Source organism: Demequina salsinemoris, assembly GCF_000974805.1.
Lineage (GTDB): Bacteria > Actinomycetota > Actinomycetes > Actinomycetales > Demequinaceae > Demequina > Demequina salsinemoris.
The window spans coordinates 42,894-63,268 of sequence record NZ_BBQZ01000006.1 but is presented as its reverse complement, the minus strand read 5'-3'; the positions used below and the strand labels follow the sequence as shown (position 1 = coordinate 63,268).

The 20,375-nt window shown below is 70.4% G+C and carries 22 protein-coding genes; 5 read left to right on the top strand and 17 right to left on the bottom strand.

The window, feature by feature from the left end; all coding sequences use genetic code 11:
• Positions 1–63: 63 nt before the first annotated feature.
• Positions 64–1,248 (bottom strand): hypothetical protein, encoded by a 1,185-nt coding sequence (locus tag AOP78_RS11850; RefSeq protein WP_062204917.1) that lies wholly within the window; start codon positions 1,246–1,248, stop codon positions 64–66.
• 90 nt (positions 1,249–1,338) lie between these two features.
• On the opposite strand from AOP78_RS11850, the gene AOP78_RS11845 reads away from it, so the two are divergent.
• On the top strand, positions 1,339–1,878 hold the full coding sequence (locus AOP78_RS11845; protein WP_062205206.1) for a peptidylprolyl isomerase: 540 nt from the start codon (positions 1,339–1,341) through the stop codon (positions 1,876–1,878).
• 9 nt (positions 1,879–1,887) lie between these two features.
• Positions 1,888–2,670: a rhomboid family intramembrane serine protease gene (locus tag AOP78_RS11840; RefSeq protein ID WP_083980090.1), complete on the top strand. Its 783-nt coding sequence runs from the start codon at positions 1,888–1,890 to the stop codon at positions 2,668–2,670.
• 262 nt (positions 2,671–2,932) lie between these two features.
• On the opposite strand, the gene AOP78_RS11835 is transcribed toward AOP78_RS11840, so the two are convergent.
• Positions 2,933–3,178, bottom strand: a complete 246-nt coding sequence (locus AOP78_RS11835) for a cell division protein CrgA (protein WP_062204915.1) — start codon at positions 3,176–3,178, stop codon at positions 2,933–2,935.
• A gap of 206 nt (positions 3,179–3,384) precedes the next feature.
• Between AOP78_RS11835 and AOP78_RS11830 the strand changes: the two genes are divergently transcribed.
• Genes AOP78_RS11830 through AOP78_RS11825 form a run of 3 tightly spaced genes read left to right on the top strand, consistent with a single transcriptional unit; the run spans position 3,385 to position 4,926 of the window.
• Positions 3,385–4,137, top strand: a complete 753-nt coding sequence (locus AOP78_RS11830) for a class E sortase (RefSeq protein ID WP_062204912.1) — start codon at positions 3,385–3,387, stop codon at positions 4,135–4,137.
• Positions 4,134–4,298: a hypothetical protein gene (locus AOP78_RS15260; protein WP_160297632.1), complete on the top strand. Its 165-nt coding sequence runs from the start codon at positions 4,134–4,136 to the stop codon at positions 4,296–4,298. The genes AOP78_RS11830 and AOP78_RS15260 overlap by 4 nt, the downstream gene beginning before the upstream one ends.
• A gap of 1 nt (position 4,299) precedes the next feature.
• Positions 4,300–4,926 carry an aminodeoxychorismate/anthranilate synthase component II gene (locus tag AOP78_RS11825; RefSeq protein WP_062204910.1) on the top strand — a complete coding sequence of 209 codons (627 nt, stop codon included), beginning with the start codon at positions 4,300–4,302 and terminating at the stop codon, positions 4,924–4,926.
• Positions 4,927–4,940: 14 nt separating this feature from the next.
• On the opposite strand, the gene AOP78_RS11820 is transcribed toward AOP78_RS11825, so the two are convergent.
• The 15 genes from AOP78_RS11820 to flgL all read right to left on the bottom strand — a co-directional run bounded on the left by AOP78_RS11820 (position 4,941) and on the right by flgL (position 20,360).
• A complete protein-coding gene (locus AOP78_RS11820; RefSeq protein ID WP_152659540.1) occupies positions 4,941–5,816 on the bottom strand; it encodes a prenyltransferase in 876 nt (291 codons plus the stop codon).
• A 3-nt stretch (positions 5,817–5,819) separates the two neighbouring features.
• A complete protein-coding gene (locus tag AOP78_RS11815) occupies positions 5,820–6,206 on the bottom strand; it encodes a lycopene cyclase domain-containing protein (RefSeq protein WP_062204907.1) in 387 nt (128 codons plus the stop codon).
• Positions 6,203–6,550, bottom strand: a complete 348-nt coding sequence (locus tag AOP78_RS11810) for a lycopene cyclase domain-containing protein (protein WP_083980084.1) — start codon at positions 6,548–6,550, stop codon at positions 6,203–6,205. The genes AOP78_RS11815 and AOP78_RS11810 overlap by 4 nt, the downstream gene beginning before the upstream one ends.
• Positions 6,550–8,196, bottom strand: coding sequence for a phytoene desaturase family protein (crtI, locus tag AOP78_RS11805; protein ID WP_062204903.1), 1,647 nt, complete (start codon positions 8,194–8,196; stop codon positions 6,550–6,552). Before crtI ends, AOP78_RS11810 begins: the two co-directional genes overlap by 1 nt.
• A complete protein-coding gene (locus AOP78_RS11800) occupies positions 8,193–9,236 on the bottom strand; it encodes a phytoene/squalene synthase family protein (RefSeq protein ID WP_152659527.1) in 1,044 nt (347 codons plus the stop codon). The genes crtI and AOP78_RS11800 overlap by 4 nt, the downstream gene beginning before the upstream one ends.
• Positions 9,233–10,315: a polyprenyl synthetase family protein gene (locus AOP78_RS11795; protein ID WP_083980082.1), complete on the bottom strand. Its 1,083-nt coding sequence runs from the start codon at positions 10,313–10,315 to the stop codon at positions 9,233–9,235. The genes AOP78_RS11800 and AOP78_RS11795 overlap by 4 nt, the downstream gene beginning before the upstream one ends.
• A 72-nt stretch (positions 10,316–10,387) precedes the next feature.
• The gene (gene pknB, locus AOP78_RS11790; RefSeq protein ID WP_062204897.1) at positions 10,388–12,460 is read right to left on the bottom strand and encodes a Stk1 family PASTA domain-containing Ser/Thr kinase; all 2,073 of its coding nucleotides are present in this window, start codon (positions 12,458–12,460) and stop codon (positions 10,388–10,390) included.
• Positions 12,461–12,525: 65 nt separating this feature from the next.
• Positions 12,526–13,470, bottom strand: a complete 945-nt coding sequence (locus AOP78_RS11785; RefSeq protein WP_062204894.1) for a serine/threonine-protein kinase — start codon at positions 13,468–13,470, stop codon at positions 12,526–12,528.
• Positions 13,470–14,921 (bottom strand): peptidoglycan D,D-transpeptidase FtsI family protein, encoded by a 1,452-nt coding sequence (locus AOP78_RS11780; protein WP_062204891.1) that lies wholly within the window; start codon positions 14,919–14,921, stop codon positions 13,470–13,472. The genes AOP78_RS11785 and AOP78_RS11780 overlap by 1 nt, the downstream gene beginning before the upstream one ends.
• Positions 14,918–16,324, bottom strand: a complete 1,407-nt coding sequence (locus AOP78_RS11775) for an FtsW/RodA/SpoVE family cell cycle protein (RefSeq protein WP_062204888.1) — start codon at positions 16,322–16,324, stop codon at positions 14,918–14,920. The genes AOP78_RS11780 and AOP78_RS11775 overlap by 4 nt, the downstream gene beginning before the upstream one ends.
• Complete coding sequence (locus AOP78_RS11770; protein WP_062204886.1) at positions 16,324–17,529, bottom strand: PP2C family protein-serine/threonine phosphatase; 1,206 nt, start codon at positions 17,527–17,529, stop codon at positions 16,324–16,326. The genes AOP78_RS11775 and AOP78_RS11770 overlap by 1 nt, the downstream gene beginning before the upstream one ends.
• Positions 17,530–17,532: 3 nt before the next feature.
• Entirely contained in the window at positions 17,533–18,054 is a 522-nt protein-coding gene (locus AOP78_RS11765) for an FHA domain-containing protein FhaB/FipA (protein ID WP_062204883.1), read from the bottom strand.
• Between the two features lie 4 nt (positions 18,055–18,058).
• The gene (locus AOP78_RS11760) at positions 18,059–18,766 is read right to left on the bottom strand and encodes an FHA domain-containing protein (protein WP_062204881.1); all 708 of its coding nucleotides are present in this window, start codon (positions 18,764–18,766) and stop codon (positions 18,059–18,061) included.
• Between the two features lie 287 nt (positions 18,767–19,053).
• Positions 19,054–19,485 carry a flagellar assembly protein FliW gene (fliW, locus tag AOP78_RS11755; RefSeq protein WP_062204877.1) on the bottom strand — a complete coding sequence of 144 codons (432 nt, stop codon included), beginning with the start codon at positions 19,483–19,485 and terminating at the stop codon, positions 19,054–19,056.
• Complete coding sequence (gene flgL, locus AOP78_RS11750) at positions 19,482–20,360, bottom strand: flagellar hook-associated protein FlgL (RefSeq protein WP_236685375.1); 879 nt, start codon at positions 20,358–20,360, stop codon at positions 19,482–19,484. Before flgL ends, fliW begins: the two co-directional genes overlap by 4 nt.
• Positions 20,361–20,375: the final 15 nt, after the last annotated feature.

Here is a 20,375-nt window from a genome sequence, read left to right as displayed (position 1 = left end):
GTCCGGGCCTTCGTTCGTGCTCCCTCAGCGCATCGAGCGGCGGCTCAGCGCGACGGTGTCAGATCAGCTCGCCTCCTCGGCGGGCTTGTCCTCGTCCGTGGCCGGTGCCTTCGCCGCGGGCTTCTTGGCGGGCGCGCGCTTGGCGGGGGCCTTCTTGGGCGCCATCGCCTCGTCCTTGCGCTCCTCGGGGGTGAGGCCGTCCTCGCCGGTGCCGCCCTCGTCCTCCCAGACGCCCTCGGCATCATCGATCGTGTCCGCGAGGCCGACCGCGGCGTTGTGGCGGGCCTCATCGACGGACTCGGCGAACTTCTTCGCCTCCGCCGTGGCCGTCTCCTTGACGCGCTCGATCGCGGGACCGGCCTGGTCCGAGATCTTCTTGGCCTCCTCGACCGCGGTGTCCTTGACGCGCTCGTAGGCGGGGCCCGCCGCCTCCTTGGCCTTCTCATAGGTCGGGCCGAGCTGGGCCATGGCCTTCTCCCACGCGGGACCGGCGGCGTCGACCACCTGCTTCGACGCGGTCTGCGCGGCGTCGGACACCGTCGCGAACGCCTTCTTCATGGTCGACGTGGTGAGGTCGGCGGCCTTGTTGACATCGTGGCGGAGCTTGGCGGGGAAGTCGCCTTCGGGGCTCTCGAGCTCCCACTTGTCGTCGCCCGCCCAGGCGTCGCGGCCCGGGTCCCTGCGCGCCCACGCCACGAGGGCCGCGCCCGCGGCCGCGGCGATCGCGATCGGGATCAGCGCCTTCGCGGGCGAGCCCTTCCTCGGCTCCTCGATCTCGGGCTCGACGCCCGCGGCGTCGATCGCGGCGACGACGGCGGGGATCGCGGCACCGATGATCGCGGCCTGCGCGATGTCGACCCACTCCGACGTCTTCTCGCCAGCCTTGTGCGCGTAGGGCGACGCCTTCCTGGCGCCGCTGCGGTAGGCCTTCTCCGCGCGGGGCTTGGCCCACGCGACCGCCTCCTCGACCTTGGGACCAGCCCACTCCTTGGCCTGCTCATAGCGCGGTCCGGCCCAGGCCATGGCGTCGTCCACCTTGGGACCGGCCCACTCCATCGCCTCGCCGACCTTGGGGCTCGCCCAGTCCACGGCCTCCCCTACCTTGGGGCCGGCCCACTCGGCCGCGCGCTTGGCGGCCTCGCTCGCCGCCACGGCGGCCTTGTCGGCGGCCTCCTTCGCCGCCGCGGCAGCCTCTTCAGCCTGCTTGCGGTACTTCTCGGCGTCGATGTCCACCTTGGGCCGTCCCATGGGGAGCCTCCTGTTCAACGTTGATGTCCCGTTTACCCATCGTGCCACCTACAACGTCCCAAGGCGAGGCGTTGTGCCACAATGCTGAGCATGATCGCAACGCTCCAGACCACGGCCGGTGAGATCCGCATCGAGCTGTTCCCCAACCACGCCCCGAACACGGTGGCGAACTTCGTCGGCCTCGCCACGGGCGAGAAGGAGTGGAAGGACCCGATGACCGGCGAGGCCAGTCACGAGCCCTTCTACGACGGCCTCGTCTTCCACCGCGTGATCGACGGCTTCATGATCCAGGGCGGCTGCCCGCTCGGCACCGGCACCGGCGGCCCGGGCTACACCTTCGACGACGAGCCGCACCCCGAGCTCACCTTCTCCGAGCCCTACCTGCTCGCGATGGCGAACGCCGGCAAGCGCGTCAACCCCATCACGGGCAAGCCCGCGGGCACCAACGGCTCGCAGTTCTTCATCACGGTGACGAACCCCGACTGGCTCAACGGCAAGCACACCATCTTCGGCAAGGTCGTCGACGACGAGTCCAAGGCTGTCGTGGACAAGATCGCCACCACCAAGACCGGCCCCGGCGACCGTCCGGTCGAGGACGTGATGATCACGTCCGTCACCATCGCCGAGTAACACCCCTCGATGACCGCGTCGGGTGGCGGGACCGCCATGGAACCCGTGTGCCCCCGCCACCCCGACCGCGTCTCCTACGTCTCCTGCCAGCGCTGCGGAAGACCCACCTGCCCCGAGTGCCAGACCCCCGCACCGGTCGGCATCATCTGCGTCGACTGCGCGCGCCAGGCGCGGCAGCAGTCCCGCTCCGTCGTGAACCGCCTCGGCTTCACGAGCGCGTTCGGCAGGCCGTACGTCACGTACACGATCATCGGCCTCAACGTCGCGGCCTATCTGTATGGCACGCTCGTCCTCGGAACTCAGCAGTGGGCAGCCGAATGGGGACTGATCCCCGCGCTCGATGGTGAGCTCGGTGGCCTCGGCGAGGAGTGGTACCGCTGGATCACCTCGGGCTTCCTCCACTTCAGCCTGCTTCACATCGGCATGAACATGCTGGTGCTCTTCCAGTTCGGCACGCAGCTCGAGCCGATCATGGGGCGCGTGCGCTTCGCGGCCCTCTACGTCGTCTCCCTGCTCGGCGGATCGCTCGCAGTGGAGCTGCTTGCGAGCTCAGGTGTCCACGGAGGCGCCTCGGGAGCGATCTTCGGGCTCTTCGCCGCGTATGCCGTCGTCCTGTACAAGCTCAAGCTGAACTACCAGTCGGTGGTGACCACGGGTGGTCTGTGGCTCGTGCTGGGCTTCATCGTTCCTGGCCTGTCCTGGCAGGCGCACCTCGGTGGCGCCGTCGCCGGCGCGGCCACGATGCTCGCGATGCTGCACTGGGTGAAGAGCCCGCAGGGCGCTCGCCGCTGATCCGCACCTCTCGGTAGCAGGGGTCTCATTCCGATCCCGCTGCCTCCGCGCGCCCGCGAACCTTTACTCACACCGGTGTAATTCCCTGTGAATAACACCGGTGTAGTTATCCCAAGGTGTGGAGAGTCATGGGGATAACTACACGGATGTTATTCACATTCCCACAGTGTTATCCACAGTTCCGTGCTTGTGAGAAAACCCCCGCACGCTGTGGATATGTCACGCGTGCGGGGGCCGACGACTGGGGAGAACTACAGGACTTCTACTTCCAGCGCGTGAGCAGCCCCATCGCGACGGCGAAGAAGCTGAAGCCCACCAGGACGTTCCAGTTGTAGATGGGGAACGGGTACGCGCCCTGGGTGATGTAGTGCACGGTGATCCACGCCAGGCCGATGACCAGCAGCGTGACGATCGCCGGGACGAGCCACTTCGGGTTCTCGGAGCTGCTCTTGCCGAGGTTCCGCGGCGCCTTGAAGGTCTCGCGGTCGTTCTTCTTGGCTCGTGCCACGTGTCTGCTCCTGTGAATGGCGCGGCTGTCGCGCGCGGTGGGCGGGATGCTGGCACCAAGATTACCGGCGACCCCCCGCGTGACGCGAAACGGGCTATCGGCACCCGCGCGCGCTCCCGTAGTCTGGCCTCATCATGTCGCAGCACCCCACTGCCACGGCCACGGAGCCGGACGGCCCTCGATCCCCACAGCATCGCCGCCAGGGCATGCGGGTCTTCGATCGCATCCTGGGGATCGTGGGAGAGCTGCTGATCGCGGCCGGAGTCCTCCTCGGCCTCTTCGTCGTGTGGCAGCTCTTCTACACGGACGTCCAGGCCGGCCGCGTCCAGGACGCGATCATCGAGGACTTCGAGGACCAGGTGGGGGCGGTCACCGCAGGCGGCTCGGTCTCGGAGGACGGCGTCGACCTCGAGACCGTCGAGACCATCCCGGCGGAGTACCAGTTCACCGACGATCCGCCCGTGCTGGACGAGCCCGCGCACGCCGAGGTGTTCGGCCTCATGTACGTGCCGCGCTGGGGCGAGGACTACGTCAAGCCGATCGCGCAGGGGACCGACAAGCCGACCGTGCTCAACGTGATCGGCATCGGCCACTACGAGGGCACCGCGATGCCCGGCGGCTGGGGGAACTTCTCGGTCGCCGCGCATCGCACGACGTACGGCAAGCCCTTCACCGACATCCAGACGATCGAGGACGGCGACTCGGTCATCATCGAGACCGCCGACGCGTGGTACGTGTACGAGGTCACGGGTCACGAGATCGTGCTGCCGACCGCGGTCGAGGTCATCGCGCCCGTGCCCGATCAGCCTGGCATGGAGGCCGACGGCCGCTACCTCACGATGACGACATGCAACCCGCGCTACTCCGCCGCCCAGCGCTGGGTCGTGCACGGCTACCTCAAGTACTGGGCACCCACGGGGCACGGCATCCCCTCGGAGATGGTCGAGGAGGTCTCATGATCTCGACGTGGATCTGGTCGCGACTGCCGGGCAACGCCTGGATCAAGGCGCTGATCGTCGCCATCGCGTTCGTGGCGCTCGTCGCCGTGCTGTTCGAGGTCGTGTTCCCCTGGCTCGAGCCGTATCTGCCCATCCAGGATCAGACAGTCGAGGGAGGCTGACATGACGAGGATCCTCGTCGTCGACAACTACGACTCGTTCGTCTACACGATCGTCGGCTACCTGCGCCAGATGGGCGCGGAGACCGTGGTGGTGCGCAACGACGCCGTCCACGAGGCCGGCGACGTCACCGACTATGACGGCGTGCTCATCTCCCCTGGACCCGGCGCGCCCGCCGAGGCCGGGGCATCGATGGACGTGATCCGCCGCTGCGCGGAGACCGGGACCCCGATGCTGGGCATCTGCCTGGGGCATCAGGCGCTCGCCGAGGTCTACGGGGGAGTGGTCAGCCACGCGCCCGAGCTCATGCACGGCAAGACCTCGCAGGTGTCGCACGAGCAGGACTCGGTCCTCGTGGGCCTGCCCTCGCCGTTCACCGCGACGCGCTACCACTCGCTCGCCGTCGAGAATCCGACCGTGCCCGACGACCTGATCGTCACGTGCTCGACCGCGAACGGCATCATCATGGGCCTCAAGCACAAGGACCTGCCGCTGCATGGCGTCCAGTTCCACCCCGAGTCCGTGCTGACCGAGGGCGGCCACCGTCTGCTCGCCAACTGGCTCGAGGTGTGCGGCATGCCGGACGCGGAGGGCCGCTCGGCGGGCCTCGGCCCGCTCGTGCGCAAGTAGATCGCGACGGCTCGTTAGAGCCAGCCCTTCCACACCGCGATGAGCAGCATCGTCACGAGGAAGCCGACGGGCTGGTTGAGCCACAGGAACGTGCGCCATCCGCGGTTCGCGTCCTCGCACGTGTCATCGGTGATGCGCCTGAACCGCGCGACCGACACCGCATAGGGCAGCGGCAGGACGGCGGCCAGCGTCCCCGGCCACGGCAGCGTCGCGAGCACGATCGTGGCGAGCACGTACCAGCCGAGAGCCAGCAGCACGGTGGGCCTCGCGCCGAGCACGGTCGCGACCGACGCGATCCCGCCCTCGCGATCCGCCGTCACGTCCTGAACGGCCCCGAAGGCGTGACTGGCCATGCCCCAGGTGAGGAACGCCGCCCAGATCTGCCAGGTCCCGGGCGCGGCGAGCGGCACGTCGGCGAGCACGAGCGCGTACACGAGCGGGCCCACGAAGTGCACCGCGGACGTCACCGAGTCGACGAAGGGCCGCTCCTTGAAGCGCAGCCCCGGCGCCGAGTACGCGACGACGGCGAACAGCACGATCGCGAGCACGACGCCCGCAGCGAGCGAGCCCTGCAGGAGCAGCCACGCCGTGAACGGCACCACGGTCACCGCGGAGGCCCACAGGATCGCGCGGTGCACGCGCGCGGCCTCCTCACGGTCGCGGATCACATCGCCCTCGATTCCTCCCTTGCGCGGGTTCGCGAGGTCGGACTCGTAGTCGAAGACGTCGTTCACGCCGTACATCAGCAGGTTGTACGGGACCAGGAAGAACAGCGTGCCGACGATCAGGACCGCGTCGACCTCGCCCGTCGCGAGCAGGTACCCGGCCGCGAACGGGAAGGCCGTGTTGATCCAGGAGACGGGCCGGGAGGCCCGGACGATGCGGGAGATCACCTAGGCGTCCTCACTCGGGGAGACGGACGCATCGTCCCTGGAAGGGGACGGGGACGATGCGGGCGACGGGATGTTCGCATCATCCGGGGTGCCGGCCGGCGCGAGCCGGGCGGTCCACCGCCACAGCGTGGGGACCAGCAGCGCGGCCGCGAGGGCGTAGGCGAGATCCTCGATCGGGGCTACGGCCAAGCGGATCCCCAGGATCTGCGCGTCGTCGTAGCCGACGATGCCCGCGCCGACGATCACGTTGTCGAAGATCACGGTCAGGGCCAGCAGCACGAGGGAGGTCCACAGCACGGGGCGGAACGGGAGGCGGCGCAGCGCCGGGACGGCCGCCAGCATGACGACAGCGAGCATGAGGGCCATCATCGTGGCGTAGCTCGTCACGCCGTCACCTCGCGGTCGACGGCTCCGCGCGCGCCATCCTCATGCCGACGCGAGAACCACCGCCACAGCAGGAGCGTCTGATAGGCGAGCAGGGTGAGGAAGAGGACCTCCTCGAGCGGGATCTCCGGGGCGATCAGCACCCCCGTCTGATACGGCCCGTCGCCGACGAAGAAGATCCCGCGCGCGACCCCGACGGCGTCCCAGCACAGCAGGAACGCGACGCTCGCTCCGACGGTGACCGCGGTCCGCAGGGGCTGGACGAACAGTGCGAGCCCGAGCCGACGGTCGAGCGCGACGAGCCCCGCGAGGCTCACGATCAGCGTCGCGAGGTAGATGAATCCCATCAGCCGTCCCCGGGCCTGCGCGCGCCGCGCGCGACCTCGCCGAGCAGGTCCTTGCGGCGGGACCGCGTAAGGAAGCCGGGGGCGATCGGCGTCGGCGTGGGCGAGGCGGACGTGTCCCCGAGGAGGCGCTTCGTCACGAGCTCGGCCGAGATGAGGCAGATCGGCATCCCGATCCCTGGCACGGTCGACGAGCCCGCGTACAGCAGGTTCCGCACCTTGGGCGAGGCGTTGCCCGGGCGGAACAGCGCGGACTGCGCGAGCGTGTGCTCAAGGCCCATGGCAGAGCCCCTCCACAGCGACAGGTCCGCCGCGAAGTCCGCGGGGGCGAGCACGGCGTGGAGGGTCGTGCGCTCCGTGAGGTCGGGGATGCGCGCCCAGGCCGCGACCTGGTCCAGGTAGCCCCACGCGAGGTCCTCGAGCTCGGCGCGCGACGCATCGTCCGCCCCGAGGCCGGGATCCGCGGGGAACGGCACGAGCATGACGAGGTTCTCGTAGCCCGCCGGCGCGGCCGTGGGATCGGTCGCCGTGACGCGCGAGACGTACAGGGACCCGGGAACGGGCGCGGACAGGTCGCCGTCGCCGACGATCTGCGAGAAGTTCGACTCCCAGTCCCGCGTGAAGAACAGCGAGTGGTGCGCGAGCTCGGGCAGCTCGCCCTTGACGCCCAGGAACACCAGCAGCGCGCTGATGCCGGGCGAGCGCTTGGCCCAGCGCGGCTCGTCCTGCCACCGGTCCTTGGCGGCGAGCAGCTCGGTCTCCGTGTGATGCATGTCGGCGCCCGACACGACGATGTCCGCCGGGAGCCGCTCGCCGTCGGCGAGGACGACGCCCGTCGCGAGACCGTCGTCGCCCACCTCGATGCTCGCGACGTCGCACCCCGTGCGCAGCGTCGCGCCCTCCTCGCGGGCGACGCGCACGAGGGCCTCGATCACCTCGTACATCCCGCCCCGCGGGTAACGCACGCCGTCGGTGAGGTCGAGGTGGCTCATGAGCGAGTACAGCGACGGCGCGCGCGACGGCGCGGAGCCGAGGAACACCGCGTGGAAGCCGAGGATCTTCCGCAGCCGCTCGTCGCGGACCCGCCGATCGATCTTCGCGCCGAGCGGCCGGGCCAGGAGGCCCGCAAGCCTCGGAAGGCTCCTCAGGACTTCGGACGATGCGACCCGCGCCGGGTTCTCGTAGGTCGTGTACAGGAAGCGGTCGAGAGCGAGACGGTACAGCCCGTACGACTCGCGCGCGTACGCGCGCATCGCCTCACCGTCGCCAGGGCTGACCTGCTCGAAGCGCGCGTAGTTCGCCTCGTCGTCGGCGAGGACGTCGAGCACCTCGGCGGCGCCCTGCGGGTCCTCGCCCTCGAAGAAGACCCGGTAGCGCGGGTCCAGGTCCACGAGCTCGAGCTCGTCCTCGAGCCGCCTGCCCATGAGCGCGAAGAACTGCTCGAACGCCTCGGGCATGAGGTACCACGACGGACCCGTGTCCCACGTGAAGCCGTCCCGCTTGAGCCGCCCGGCGCGGCCCCCGAGCCAGTCGTGACGCTCGACGAGCGTGACGTCCGCGCCGCCGCGCGCCAGCAGTCCCGCGGTGGCGAGGCCGCCGACCCCGCCACCGATCACGACGACCCTGGGCGCGTCGAGTCGCGCGCTCACAGCGCCGTCCTGCCCTTGTGCGCTGACGGCTCCCCTGCCGACTTTCCGCCCGGCAGCTGCTCTCCCGGCGGCTGCGCTCCCGCGGCGGGCACGGCGCGGCGCCGGCCCAGCGCGTTGCGCAGCGCGAAGGCCGCCTTCGCCGTGTCGGGGACCCGTACGCGCGTGGTGCGCAGCCGCTCGGCAGGCATCGCGGCGATGCGGTCGAGGAGCGCCAGGTAGATGTCGATCGTGGTCGCCACCGCGACGCGCGCACGGCGGGGCAGCAGCGGCAGGCAGGACTCGGCGGCGACCACGTCGGCCCTGCAATCCGCGACGAGCTCGGCGAGCGTCGCATCGTCCAGGCCGCCGGGCGAGACGCCGGGGAAGTACGAGCGCCCCAGCGCGTCCTCGTCGGCGCCGAGATCCCTCAGGAAGTTGACCTTCTGGTACGCGGCGCCGAGCCTGCGCGCGCCCGCTGCGGCCTCCGCGGGCAGGGGGCGCGGTGCTCCGCCTGGAGGCTGTCCCGCAGCCCCGTCGCGTCCCTTCCCGCCGTCGCGCTCACGCGGCGCGCGCTCGCCCGTGTTGAGGAAGACCGCGAGGCACATTTCTCCGACCACCTCGGCCGAGCCGTGCACGTAGGCCGCGAACGACTCGGGCGTGTGGGTGACCAGGTCCAGGTCCATGCGCATCGACGCGAAGAACGGCGCGGTCTGTGCGCTCCCGATGCCGACCGCGGCCGCGGTGCGGCCGAACGCGTGCGCCACGAGGTTCGTCGAGAAGCCTCGGGCCACGGCCGCGTCGACCTCGCGCTCGAACGCGTCGAGCAGCTCGCGCGCGTCCGGGCCGCGGTAGGTGTCGACGATCTCGTCGGCCACGCGCACCATCGCGTAGACGTCCTCGATGCGGCGCCGCATCTCGCGCGGGAGCAGCCTCGCGCCCACCCCGAAACTCGTGGAGTAGCGCGCGAGGACCCGCGCGGAGGCGTCGTGCGCGGTGCGGTCGTACAGGGCGAGATCGGTGTCGGGCGCGTGCGGGTCCCCGCTCGCCTCGGCTTCGTTCACGACACCCGGTCCTCGAGCAGGTCGATCATCCCCGTGAGGTAGCCGGACAGGGGCGCGGGGATGCGCTCGAACGCGAGCCGCCGAGCCGCCCGCGCCTGGCGTCGCGCGATCCCGAGCGCCTGACCGCGAGCCCCCGACTCGATGAGGATCTCGCGCACCCTGGCGGCCCCCGCATCGTCCAGGTCCGCGTCGCCGAGCGCGGCGCGCAGCTCCGCCTTCTCCGCCTCGGTGCCTCGGTGGAACGCGATGCGCACCATCTCGGTGCGCTTGCCGCTGCGCAGATCCGACATGTTCGACTTGCCCGTCACCGCCGGATCGCCGAAGACGCCGAGGTCGTCGTCCACGAGCTGGAAGGAGACGCCCATCGACGTCCCGATGCGCTCGAGGTGGCCGATCATCGTCGGGTCCGCGCCCGCGAGCTGCGCGCCCGCGAGCAGCGGGACGACGAACGTGTACGTCGCGGTCTTGAGCTCCGCGACGACCAGCGCGTCCGCCTCGCCAGGGTCGGTCAGATCGCCGTACGAGTCGAGTAGCTCGCCAGCGATCGTGGTGCGGATCGCGCGCGTCAGCAGCGTGAGGCACGCGAGGCGATGGTGGGCCGGGAGCGGCGCGGTGGAGATGAGGTCGTAGGCCGAGGCGATCGCGAGGTCCCCGCCGAGCAGCGCGGCCGACAGGACATGGTTGTCGACCTGGGCCGGCGACAGCGCGGAGCCCTCGAGGGACGCGCGACGCGTGCCCGCGACGTTCGGGCGGCCGCGGCGCACCTCGTCGTGGTCGAGGATGTCGTCGTGCACGAGCATCGCGGTGTGCAGCATCTCCATCGCCGCGGCGACCGGGACCACGGCGTCGGGGTCGTCTCCGCCGAGTCCCGCGTAGGCCGCGATCGTGAGCGCGGGACGGAGCTGCTTGCCGCTGCCGAACTGCTCGCCGAGCACGAGCCACAGATCGCGATAGTCGTCCCCCGCGCGCGGAAGCCGTGACGCCTCGCCCGCGACATGCGCGCGGAGGGCCTCGTCCACGGCCTCGAGCCGCGTCCGCACGACATCGTCCAGGTCGGCTGCTCCGACCACTCGCTCCATCACGTCACTATAGACATCGGGCCCCGGCGGAGCATTCCCGCCGAGGCCCGATGCCGTTCAGTCGTTCGGTCGTCAGCCGCCCGCGGTCGCGGTCGCGGTTGCCACGGGATCGGACGTCGTCACGTCAGGAGTGGGGACCGGCTCCGGGCCCTTCGAGATCGTGAGCACGATGGTGGTGCCGGGCGCGACCTGAGTGCCGCCCGACGGGTTCTGCGAGATCACCGAGCCGGAGGCCACCGAGTCGTCATAGGCCTCCGTGACGGAGACGTCGAAGCCCGCGTTCTGGAGCGTGCTGGTCGCCTGGATCTGCGACGAGCCGGTGACGTCGGGAACCTCGCGCGTGGACGGCTCCGCGGCGACCTCGATCGACACGGTCGAGCCGACGTCGACAAGCCCCGCGGTCGGGTCCTGCGAGATGACGGTGCCGGGATCCGCCTCGTCCGTCTCCACCTCGGAGACGTCGACGCTGAGACCCAGCGCGTTGAGGTTGGAGCGCGCGGCCTCCTCGGTGTCGCCGGTGAGGTCGGGCAGCTGCACACGGCCGTCAGCGATGTAGAGGTCGACGTCGGAGCCCGCGTCGACCTCGGAGTCCGCCGCGGGGTCGGTGCGGGCGACCTCGCCCGCGGCAAGGTCGGCGTCGTGCACGGTGTTGTCGATCGTGCCGATCCCGAGGCCCTCGGCCTGGAGCGCCGCGACGGCCTCGTCCTCGGTCATGCCGGTGACGTCGGGCACGGTCGCCGTGCCGGGTCCGCTGCTCACGACGAGCTCGACGCTGTCGCCCTCGTAGAGCATCTCGCCCTCCGCGGGGGTGGTCGAGATGACCGAGCCCTCCGCGACGTCCGAGCTCGCCGCCTCGGTGACGGTGTTCTCGAGCAGCAGGTCGTCGAGCTCGGCCTGAGCGTCCTCGACCGTCATGCCGACCAGGTTGGGCACCGCGATGTCCGGCTCGGCGTCGCCGCCGCGGGTCAGCAGGAAGATGATGAGGAGCAGCGCGATGAGCGCCGCGCCGCCGAGCGACGACCACAGGATGATCTTGCGCTTGCGCTCGGCCTCGTCGGTGACGAGCTCCTCCTCGTCCTGCACCGCGACCTCGCCGGTCGGGGGCACGGACGCGGGCAGGACGCCCGACTGCTCCCAGGACGATGCGGGCATCACCTGGGTGCCGTCCGCGGTCGGGGCGAGGGCCTCGGTCTCGTCGCCGGACATGGCCGCGGCCGCGACGCCCGCCGCGCCCGCGCCAAGGGCGGCGGAGCCGACGGCGATGGCGCCGGTGGCGGGCGACACCGCGCCCCCACCCATGACCGCGCGAAGGTCCGCGAGGAACTCCTGCGCCGTCGAGTACCGCTCGTCACGGTTCTTGGTGAGAGCGCGCCCGACCACCTGGTCCAGCGCGGGCGGGACGTCGGAGGCGAACTGCGAGGGACGCGGAGCCTCCTCGCGCACGTGCTGGTAGGCGACGGACACGGGGGAGTCCCCGACGAACGGCGGGCGGCCCGTGAGCAGCTCGAACAGCAGGCAGCCGGCGGAGTACAGGTCGGAGCGCGCGTCCACGTTCTCGCCGCGAGCCTGCTCGGGCGAGAGGTACTGCGCGGTGCCCACGACGGCCGACGTCTGCGTCATCGTCTGACCGGCATCGGCGAGAGCGCGCGCGATGCCGAAGTCCATGACCTTGACCGCGCCCGTGGGCGTGAGCATGACGTTCGCGGGCTTGATGTCGCGGTGCACGAGGCCTGCGTGATGCGCATAGTCGAGCGCGGTGAGCACGCCCGAGGTGATCTCGACGGCCTCGTCGATCGGCGCGGCCACGTCACCCTGGAGGATGTCGCGGACCGTGTGCCCCTCGACGTACTCCATCACGATGTACGGGACGGCCTGCGGCTGACCGGTCTCGGTCTGCACGTGATCCTCGCCGGTGTCGTACACGGCCACGATCGACGGGTGGTTGAGACCCGCGGCCGACTGCGCCTCGCGACGGAACCGCGTCTGGAATGCGGGATCGCGCGCCAGGTCGGCGCGCAGGATCTTGATCGCGACAGTGCGACCCAGGCGGGTGTCGTAGCCGATGTGCACCTCGGCCATCCCGCCACGGCCGATGAGGTCGCCGACCTCGTATCGGCCACCCAGGATCTTCGCTTCGTCGTTCATTACCCGTACCTTCTCATTGCTCTGCGCACGCGCACGTCGCCGCCTATTGTGGCATTATTCGCTTCTCATACCTGCGGACCCGCCAGATCGGGCCGAGGTCGGTGGGCCCGCGGCGCGATCGAGGGCGGGAGCCTGCGTCTCGCCTCGGCGCTGTCCTGGGTCTGCGGTTCGGACGCGGGAGCCTCCTGCCGTTTCTCGAGCACGAGGCCTGCGAGAAGCCTCTCGAGCTCCGCAGCATCGCGAGGCCGGCGGCGCGGATTCTTCTCGAGCACCCTGTTGGTGAGGGCGGCGAGCTGCGGCGACACGGACGCGGGCAGCGGCGGCACCTTGTCGTTGACCTGGGCCACCGCGATGTCGACCGCGTTCGCCGCCGTGAACGGCCGCTTCCCGACCACGGACTCGAACATGATGATGCCGAGCGAGTAGACGTCCGAGGCGGGGGTCGCTGGCTTCCCGAGCGCGAGCTCGGGCGCGAGGTACTGGGCCGTGCCCATCACCATGCCCGTCGCCGTGAGCGTCGTCTGGTCCTGGCTGCGCGAGACCCCGAAGTCGGTGATCTTCAGCTCGTCGTCGCCGAAGACGAGGAGGTTGCCGGGCTTGATGTCACGGTGCATCACGCCGGACGCATGAGCGGCCTCGAGCCCGCGGCAGGCCGCGATCATGAGCTTCACCAGGCGCTTCTCGGGGATGGTCCGCTCGCGCTCGAGGATCGTGGACATCGGCTCGCCCTCGACGAGCTCCATGACCAGGTAGGCGGTGCCCTGCTGGTCGCCGTAGTCGAGGACCTGCGCGATGTTCGGGTGCTGGACGCCGGCGGCGTTGCGCGCCTCGTTGGCGAAGCGCTTGAGGAACGTCTCGTTCGCGGCCGACGCCTCCTTGAGCGTCTTCACCGCGACCGTGCGGGACAGGTCGATGTCCGACGCGCGCCACACCTCGCCCATGCCGCCCACGGCGATCAGCGACTCGAGGACGTAACGCCCTCCGAGGGTCGTGCCCGCCGCGATGTGCATCAGCTGTCCCCGTTCAGGGCCGCCTGCAGCACCTTCTTCGCGATCGGCGCCGCGATCTTGCCGCCCGTGGCACCCTCGCCGCCATCCTCGACCAGGACCGCGACCGCGATCTCAGGGTCGTCGGCGGGAGCGAACGCGACCATCCACGTGTAGGGCGGATCGTCGGTGCCGCTCTCCGCGGTGCCGGTCTTCGCCGCGACCTCGACCCCGGAGATCTGCGCGTTCTTCCCGGTGCCGTCCTCGACCACCGAGACCATCGCGTCCGTGAGGGCCGCCGCGGTGTCCTCGCTGAACGGGTTCGAGAAGATCGACGGCTCGGTCGTGTCGATCACCTGGAGCGAGTTGGATCGCACCGAGTCGACGAGGTAGGGCGTCATGAGGACGCCGTCGTTCGCGATGGCCGCCGCGACCATGGCCATCTGGATCGGGGTCGCGCGGACATCGAACTGGCCGATCGAGCTCTGCGCGGTCTGCGGCTCGTTCGGGTCGTCGGGCAGTTGCGACGCCGCGGTCGTGAGGGGGACGTCGATCGACTCCTCGAAGCCCAGGTCGTCGGCCATCGACTCGATCGTGTCCCAGCCGAGGTCCATGCCGAGCTGAGCGAAGGCGGTGTTGCAGGACACCCTGATCGCGTCGGCGAGCGTCGTGTCGCCGTCGGAGTCCGTGTCGCACGACTCGCCCTCGTAGTTGCGGATCGTCGCGGACGTGTCGGGAAGCTCGAGCACGTCGGGGGCTGCGATCTTCTCGTCGGCCGTGTAGCCCTCCTCGAGGGCGGCGGCCGCGACCACGAGCTTGAACACCGAGCCGGGCGGGTACGTCTGCGCGATCGCGCGGTTGAGCATCGGCTGGCTCTCGTCGTTGATGAGCTCCGAGTACGCCTCGTTCACGTCGCTCGTCGAGTGGGAGGCGAGCACGTTCGGGTCGTACGACGGGGTCGACACCATCGCCTCGATCGCGCCCGTGCTGGGGTCGAGCGCGACGACCGCGCCCGCGTAGTCGCCGAGCGCGTCGTACGCGGCCTGCTGCACGTCGGCGTCGATCGTGGTCTCCACGGAGGCGCCCTGCTGCTGCTCTCCCGCGAAGAGGTCGCCGAGCCGCGACCAGAACAGCGCGTCCGAGGTGCCGTTGAGCAGGGTGTTCTCGGTCTGCTCGAGCGCCGTGCGACCGTAGACGATCGAGTAGAACCCGGTGACGGGCGCGTAGACCGGCCCGAGCGAGTAGGTGCGCTGGAAGCCGTACGAGTCGTCGACCTCCTTGGACGAGGCGACGGACTCGCCGCTCACGACGATCGGGCCGCGGTAGGTGCCGTACTCGCGGTACAGCGTGCGCACGTTGCGCGGATCCTCGTTGAGGCTGTGCGCGTTCAGCACCTGGATCCACGTGGCGGTGCCCATGAGCGCCATGAAGAGGACGAGGGCGACGACGGAGAGGCGCCGGATCGGGTCGTTCATCGCTGCGGCGCCTCCTCGAGGTCGGGGCGGCGCCGTCGCGGACCGGACTCCTCGGCCTTCGGGGCCGCGTTCGCCGCGGGCTGCCTGGCCTGGTCCGAGATGCGCAGGATGAGCGCGATCACGATCCAGTTCGCGAGCATCGACGAGCCTCCGTACGCGAGGAACGGCGTGGTGAGGCCGGTGAGCGGGATGAGGCGCGTGACGCCGCCGACGATGATGAAGACCTGGAGCGTGACCGCGAAGCCGAGGCCGGCGGACAGCAGCTTGCCGAAGCCGTCGCGCACGCCGATCGCGGTGCGCATCGCGCGCTGCACGAGGATCACGTACAGCGTGAGGATCGCCATGAGCCCCGTCAGTCCCAGCTCCTCGCCGAGCGACGCGATGATGAAGTCGGACTCGGCGTACGGCACCAGGTCGGGGCGGCCGTTGCCGAGCCCCGTGCCGAAGAGCCCGCCGGAGGCCATGCCGAACAGGCCGCGCACCAGCTGCTCGGAGCGGCCCGACGAGTAGACGTCCGCGTCGAGCGCGTGCAGCCACGCGTCGTAGCGGGCGCCGACGTGGTTGAAGAGGACGCCCGCGGCGATGGCGCCGAACACGAACAGCACGAGGCCGATGACGACCCAGCTGATCCGCTCGGTCGCGATGTAGACCATGCCGATGAAGATGCCGAAGAACAGGAGCGCGGCGCCCAGGTCCTTCTGGTTGACCATGATGAGGAGCGCGGCTGCGAACATCACCGCGAGCGGCCCCATGTCGCGCATGCGCGGCAGCCGCATCCCGAGGAACTTGGGACCCGCGAGGGCGAGCGCGTCGCGGTTGGTCTGGAGGTAGCCCGCGAAGAAGATGACCAGCAGGATCTTCGCGAACTCGCCGGGCTGCAGGGAGTGGCCGCCGACGCCGATCCAGATCTTCGCGCCGTTGATCTCCTTGCCCAGGCCGGGAACCGCGGGCAGCAGGTACAGCACGATCCCCAGGATGCCCGCGGTGTACGTGAAGCGCCGCAGCACGCGATGGTCGCGGATGACGATGAGGACGATGATGAAGGCGAGAGCGCCCAGCAGCGCCCAGCCGATCTGCGTCGTCCCGAAGTCGGTCTCGCGGCCTCTGGCCGCGTACGCGAAGTCGATGCGTCTGATCTCCGCGAGAGCGATGCCGATGAGCCCGGTGACGACGGGGACCAGCACCTGATCGGAGTGGGGGGCGAAGATGCGCAGGACGATGTGGAGGACGGTGAGGACGCCCGCGAATCCGGCCGCGTACCAGGCGAGCTCGTCCAGCTCGAGGTAGTCGGCGTGATAGTCGACGAGCCCGCGTGCGAGCACCGCGAGGGCCCACGACAGCACGAGGAGCCACCCCTCGGAGCGCCTCCCGCGATGGACTCTCAGCTCGGAGACCGTCGCCATCAGGTGGTCGGCTCCAGCGCCGTGACGATCGCCTGCGCCTCGGCGAGGCTCTGCGTCCTGATCGCCCCGTCGATGCGTTCGTGCTGATACTGGGCCAGATCCTCGAGCGCGATGTCGGTGGTCTCGAGCAAGGTGTGGAAGGACACGAGCGGGAGGTCCTCGGGGATGCCGCGGTAGATCGCGACATAGCCGTCGTGCTCGCCCACGTAGTACTGCTGCTGCGTCCAGACGTATCCGGCGTACGCGCCGCCGGCGACGATCGCGAGCGTGATCAGGGGCAGCAGCCAGGCCTTCCGCAGCGCCCAGCGCTCGGCCCACCGGGATGGCTCGTCGTCCTCGTCCTGGGGCTCGACGGGGGTGAGCCTCGCGGCCTTCGCGGCGGCGCCGGTCCCGCCGCTCGACGGCTTGTGGCGGTCGCGCGCGGCCGAGCCGACGATCTGCGACTGCGTGGAGGGGCCCTCGCCCCGGGGGAGGGCGTCGATGTCGACCACGTCGGCGACGATGCAGGTGACGTTGTCGGGGGCGCCCGCGGCGAGCGCGAGGCCGACCAGAGCGTCGGCGCAGTCGCCAGGGTCGTCGATCTCGGCGAGCGTCTCCTCGAGGGTCGCGCGGCTGACGACGCCCGACAGGCCGTCGGAGCACAGCATCCAGCGGTCGCCCGGGCGGGTCTCGCGCACGGAGATGTCGACGGGCACGTCGGCGTCGATGTCGCCGAGCACGCGCAGGAGCATGGACCGCTTGGGGTGGTGCTCGGCCTCGGCCGCGCTGAGCCGGCCCGTGTCGACGAGATGCTGGACGAACGAGTGATCGGTCGTCACCTGGTCGAGCGTCCCGTCGCGCAGCAGGTAGGCACGCGAGTCTCCGATGTGCGCCATGTGGAGCGTCGCGCCGGCGCGCAGCAGCGCGGTCACGGTGGTGCCGAGCCCCGACAGCTCGGGGTCGTTCTCGGCGCGAGCGACGATCTCGGCGTGCGCGTCGGCGATCGAGTTCTTCAGCTCCTCGAGCGCATCGTCCGGGCCGTGGGCCTCGCCGTCGAGCGCCGCGAGCCTGCCGACCGCGATCGAGGAGGCGATGTCCCCGCCGGCCGCGCCGCCCATGCCGTCCGCGACGACGAGCAGCTGAGGTCCCGCGTACGCCGAGTCCTGGTTGTTCGCGCGCACGAGTCCCACGTCCGAGCGCGCGGCGAAGTTGAAGGCGATGTACACGCCTCAGCTCCTGAGCTCGAGGGTCGTCGCGCCGATGCGGATGACGTCGCCGGGGCGGAAGGGGACGGGGTCGTCGACGCGCTGATTGCCGATGAAGGTGCCGTTGGTCGAGCCGAGGTCCTCGACCTTCCAGATGCCGTCCTCGGGGAAGATGCGGCAGTGGCGCGACGAGCAGTAGTCGTCCTCGATGACCAGCGTGCACATGGCCGCGCGTCCCACGAGGATCGGCGCCGATCCGAGGGGGACGGTCGCGCCCTTGAGCGGCCCCGCCGTGACCGCGAGGTGGGCGGCGGCGCGCTCCTTGGGCGAGACGGCGCCCGTGCGCACGCCCGTGCCCGCACGGGCGGGGGCCGCGCTCTTCTGAGCGCGCGCATCGTCCCTGCGCTTGGCGGTGCGGCCGCGGCCGCGCGTGACCACCCTGGTGCCGTAGAGGTCGGAGCGCAGCACCGCGATCGCGGTGAGCACGAGCGACCACAGGAGGAGGAGGAATCCCAGGCGCAGGAGGGTGATGGACAGCTGGCTCATCGACTCAGACGTCCTCATCGCTGGGGACCGCGTCCCAGTACATGATCGAGGTGCGGCCGATCGTGATGACGTTGCCGTCGAGCAGCGTGGCCTCCTTCACGCGCTGGTCCTCGACGAACGTGCCGTTCGTGGAGCCCAGGTCCGTGAGGATCGTGCCGTGCTCGGTCACCTCGAGCCGCACGTGCGCGCGGCTCACGCCCGTGTCGTCGACCACGATGTCCGCGTCGCCCCCGCGCCCCATCACGGTCGATGCGCCCGTCAGGTAGTAGCGCTGGCCGTCGACGTCGAGGAGCGGGTACCGGGACTGGGGGTTGCGCGTGGTCGCGGGAGCGACCGGGCCGCGCGTGGTGCGCGAGCTCACGGCGTAGCGACCGGTGGCGAGCGACTCGTCCTCGGAGAACGACACCGTCACCGAGCCGACGAGGCTGTAGGCCTGGCGGGAGGCGTGCTCCTGCACGGCCTCCTCGAGCTCGTGCGCGAGGGCCTCGTCGCCCCAGCTCACCACGGTCTCGTGGTCGGTGGGGCTGAGCGTCAGCACGTACTCGTTGGGGGCGACGGTGCGTCCGCGGTCAACGGCAGCGGCGCGGTTGTCGCACTCGCGCTTGAGCGCGGCCGCGAGCTCGACCGGCTTGATGCCCGAACGGAACGTCTTCGCGAACGCGTTCTGCATCACGTTCTCGACGCCCTTCTCGAAGCGATCCAGCACACCCATGCGTGAATCGTAACGTGAGGTCAGCCGCCGACGAGGTACCCCTCCACAGCAGGTGTCAGGCCGGAAGGGACGATGCGGGGGTCGCCGACCCCTCGTGAGACGGGTCGCTGGCCTCTGTTCAGACAGTCCGAACCAATCTCACCGACAGTCTGAACCGATCTCGCTGCCGCCACGCGAGCGTGTCGCGGGACGATGCGGCGCGTCGCCGGCGTGTCGCGGTGCGGATTGGTTCAGACCCTCAGCGGCGGTGCGCAGGAGGGGTGGGCGAGCGCGGGTGTCGAGCGCGGTCAGGCCGCGACGAGCGGGGCGCGCAGCGGCCACTCGTGACCGTCGAGCACGACCTGCGCCGCGTTGCCCGTCGTCGGGTCGACGACGATCGGCGCGAGCAGGTTGACGGTCGTCGCGCGGTTCTCGCCCGGGTTGACGATCGCGAGGAGCGTCGGCTCCGTGTCGTCGGCCATGCCGAGCGCGTCGCGCACCTCGCGCGAGACCAGGGGGCCGTAGCCGGGGAAGTAGACGCTCGGGGACACCGCGAACAGACGGACGCCGTCCTTCTGCGCGCTGCGCAGGGTGAAGAGGTAGCCGAACTCGTCGATGCATGCGAGCCGGAAGGTGGTGAGCGGAGCCATCCCGGGGGGCGACTCGATGAAGGTGAGCACGTCCGGGAGCTCGTGCAGGGTGGCGCGAGCGGGGTCGAGGGCTACGGCGATCGTCGTCATGAGAGGTAATCCATCAGGGTTGGCTGAAGCACGTTGGAGGCCGCGCCGAGCGCGCCCTCGTAGGCGACCTGCTGCATCGACAGCTCGAGCACGGTCGCCGCGAGGTCGATGTCCTCGCTGTCGGAGATGCTCGAGGTGAGGTTCTGGATCGTCAGCGCGAGCTTGTCCTGAACGTCGGTGATCTGCTTGGTGCGCACGCCCACGTCGGACAGCGAGATGAGCATGTTGTTCTGGACGGCGTCGATCTCGTCGAGCCGGCCCGTGACATTGGTGCCCGCACGGACGTCCGCGGCGATGTCGTCGAGCAGCTGGAAGACCGAGGTCGCACCGTTGCCGAACGCGGCCGAGCCGTCGGAGTCGACCTGGACCGTGGCGTCCTCGCCGATGCGGCGGGTGACCCGGGCCCCGGCGACGCCGTTCCAGGCGTAGCCGCCGGATGCGTCCTCGAACGCGGCGTCCGCCGACGAGGTGCCCGAGAAGATCGAGCGACCGTTGTACGTCGTGTTGGCGAGGTCGAGCAGGGAGTCACGCAGACCCTCGAGCTCGGTGGCGATCGCCTCGCGGGAGGTGTCGTTGGCGCCTCCGTTCACCGCCTGGACCGTGAGGTCGCGCGCTCGCTGCAGCACGGAGACGGACTGCTGGAGCGTCGTGTCGGTGAGGTTGAGCCAGGACTCGCCGTCCTGGGCGTTCCTGAGCGCCTGCGTCGAGGCCGACTTCTCGGCCTTCTGGGCGAGCAGTCCGCTCGCCGCCGCAGGATCCTGCGACGCCTTCGTGATCCGCTTTCCGGACGACATCTGCGCCTGGAGGTTCGAGACCTTGCTGAGATTGAGCTGCAGGTTGGAGAGCGTCGAGCGCTGGACCGTCTGCTGTGTCACGCGGTTGACCATGGT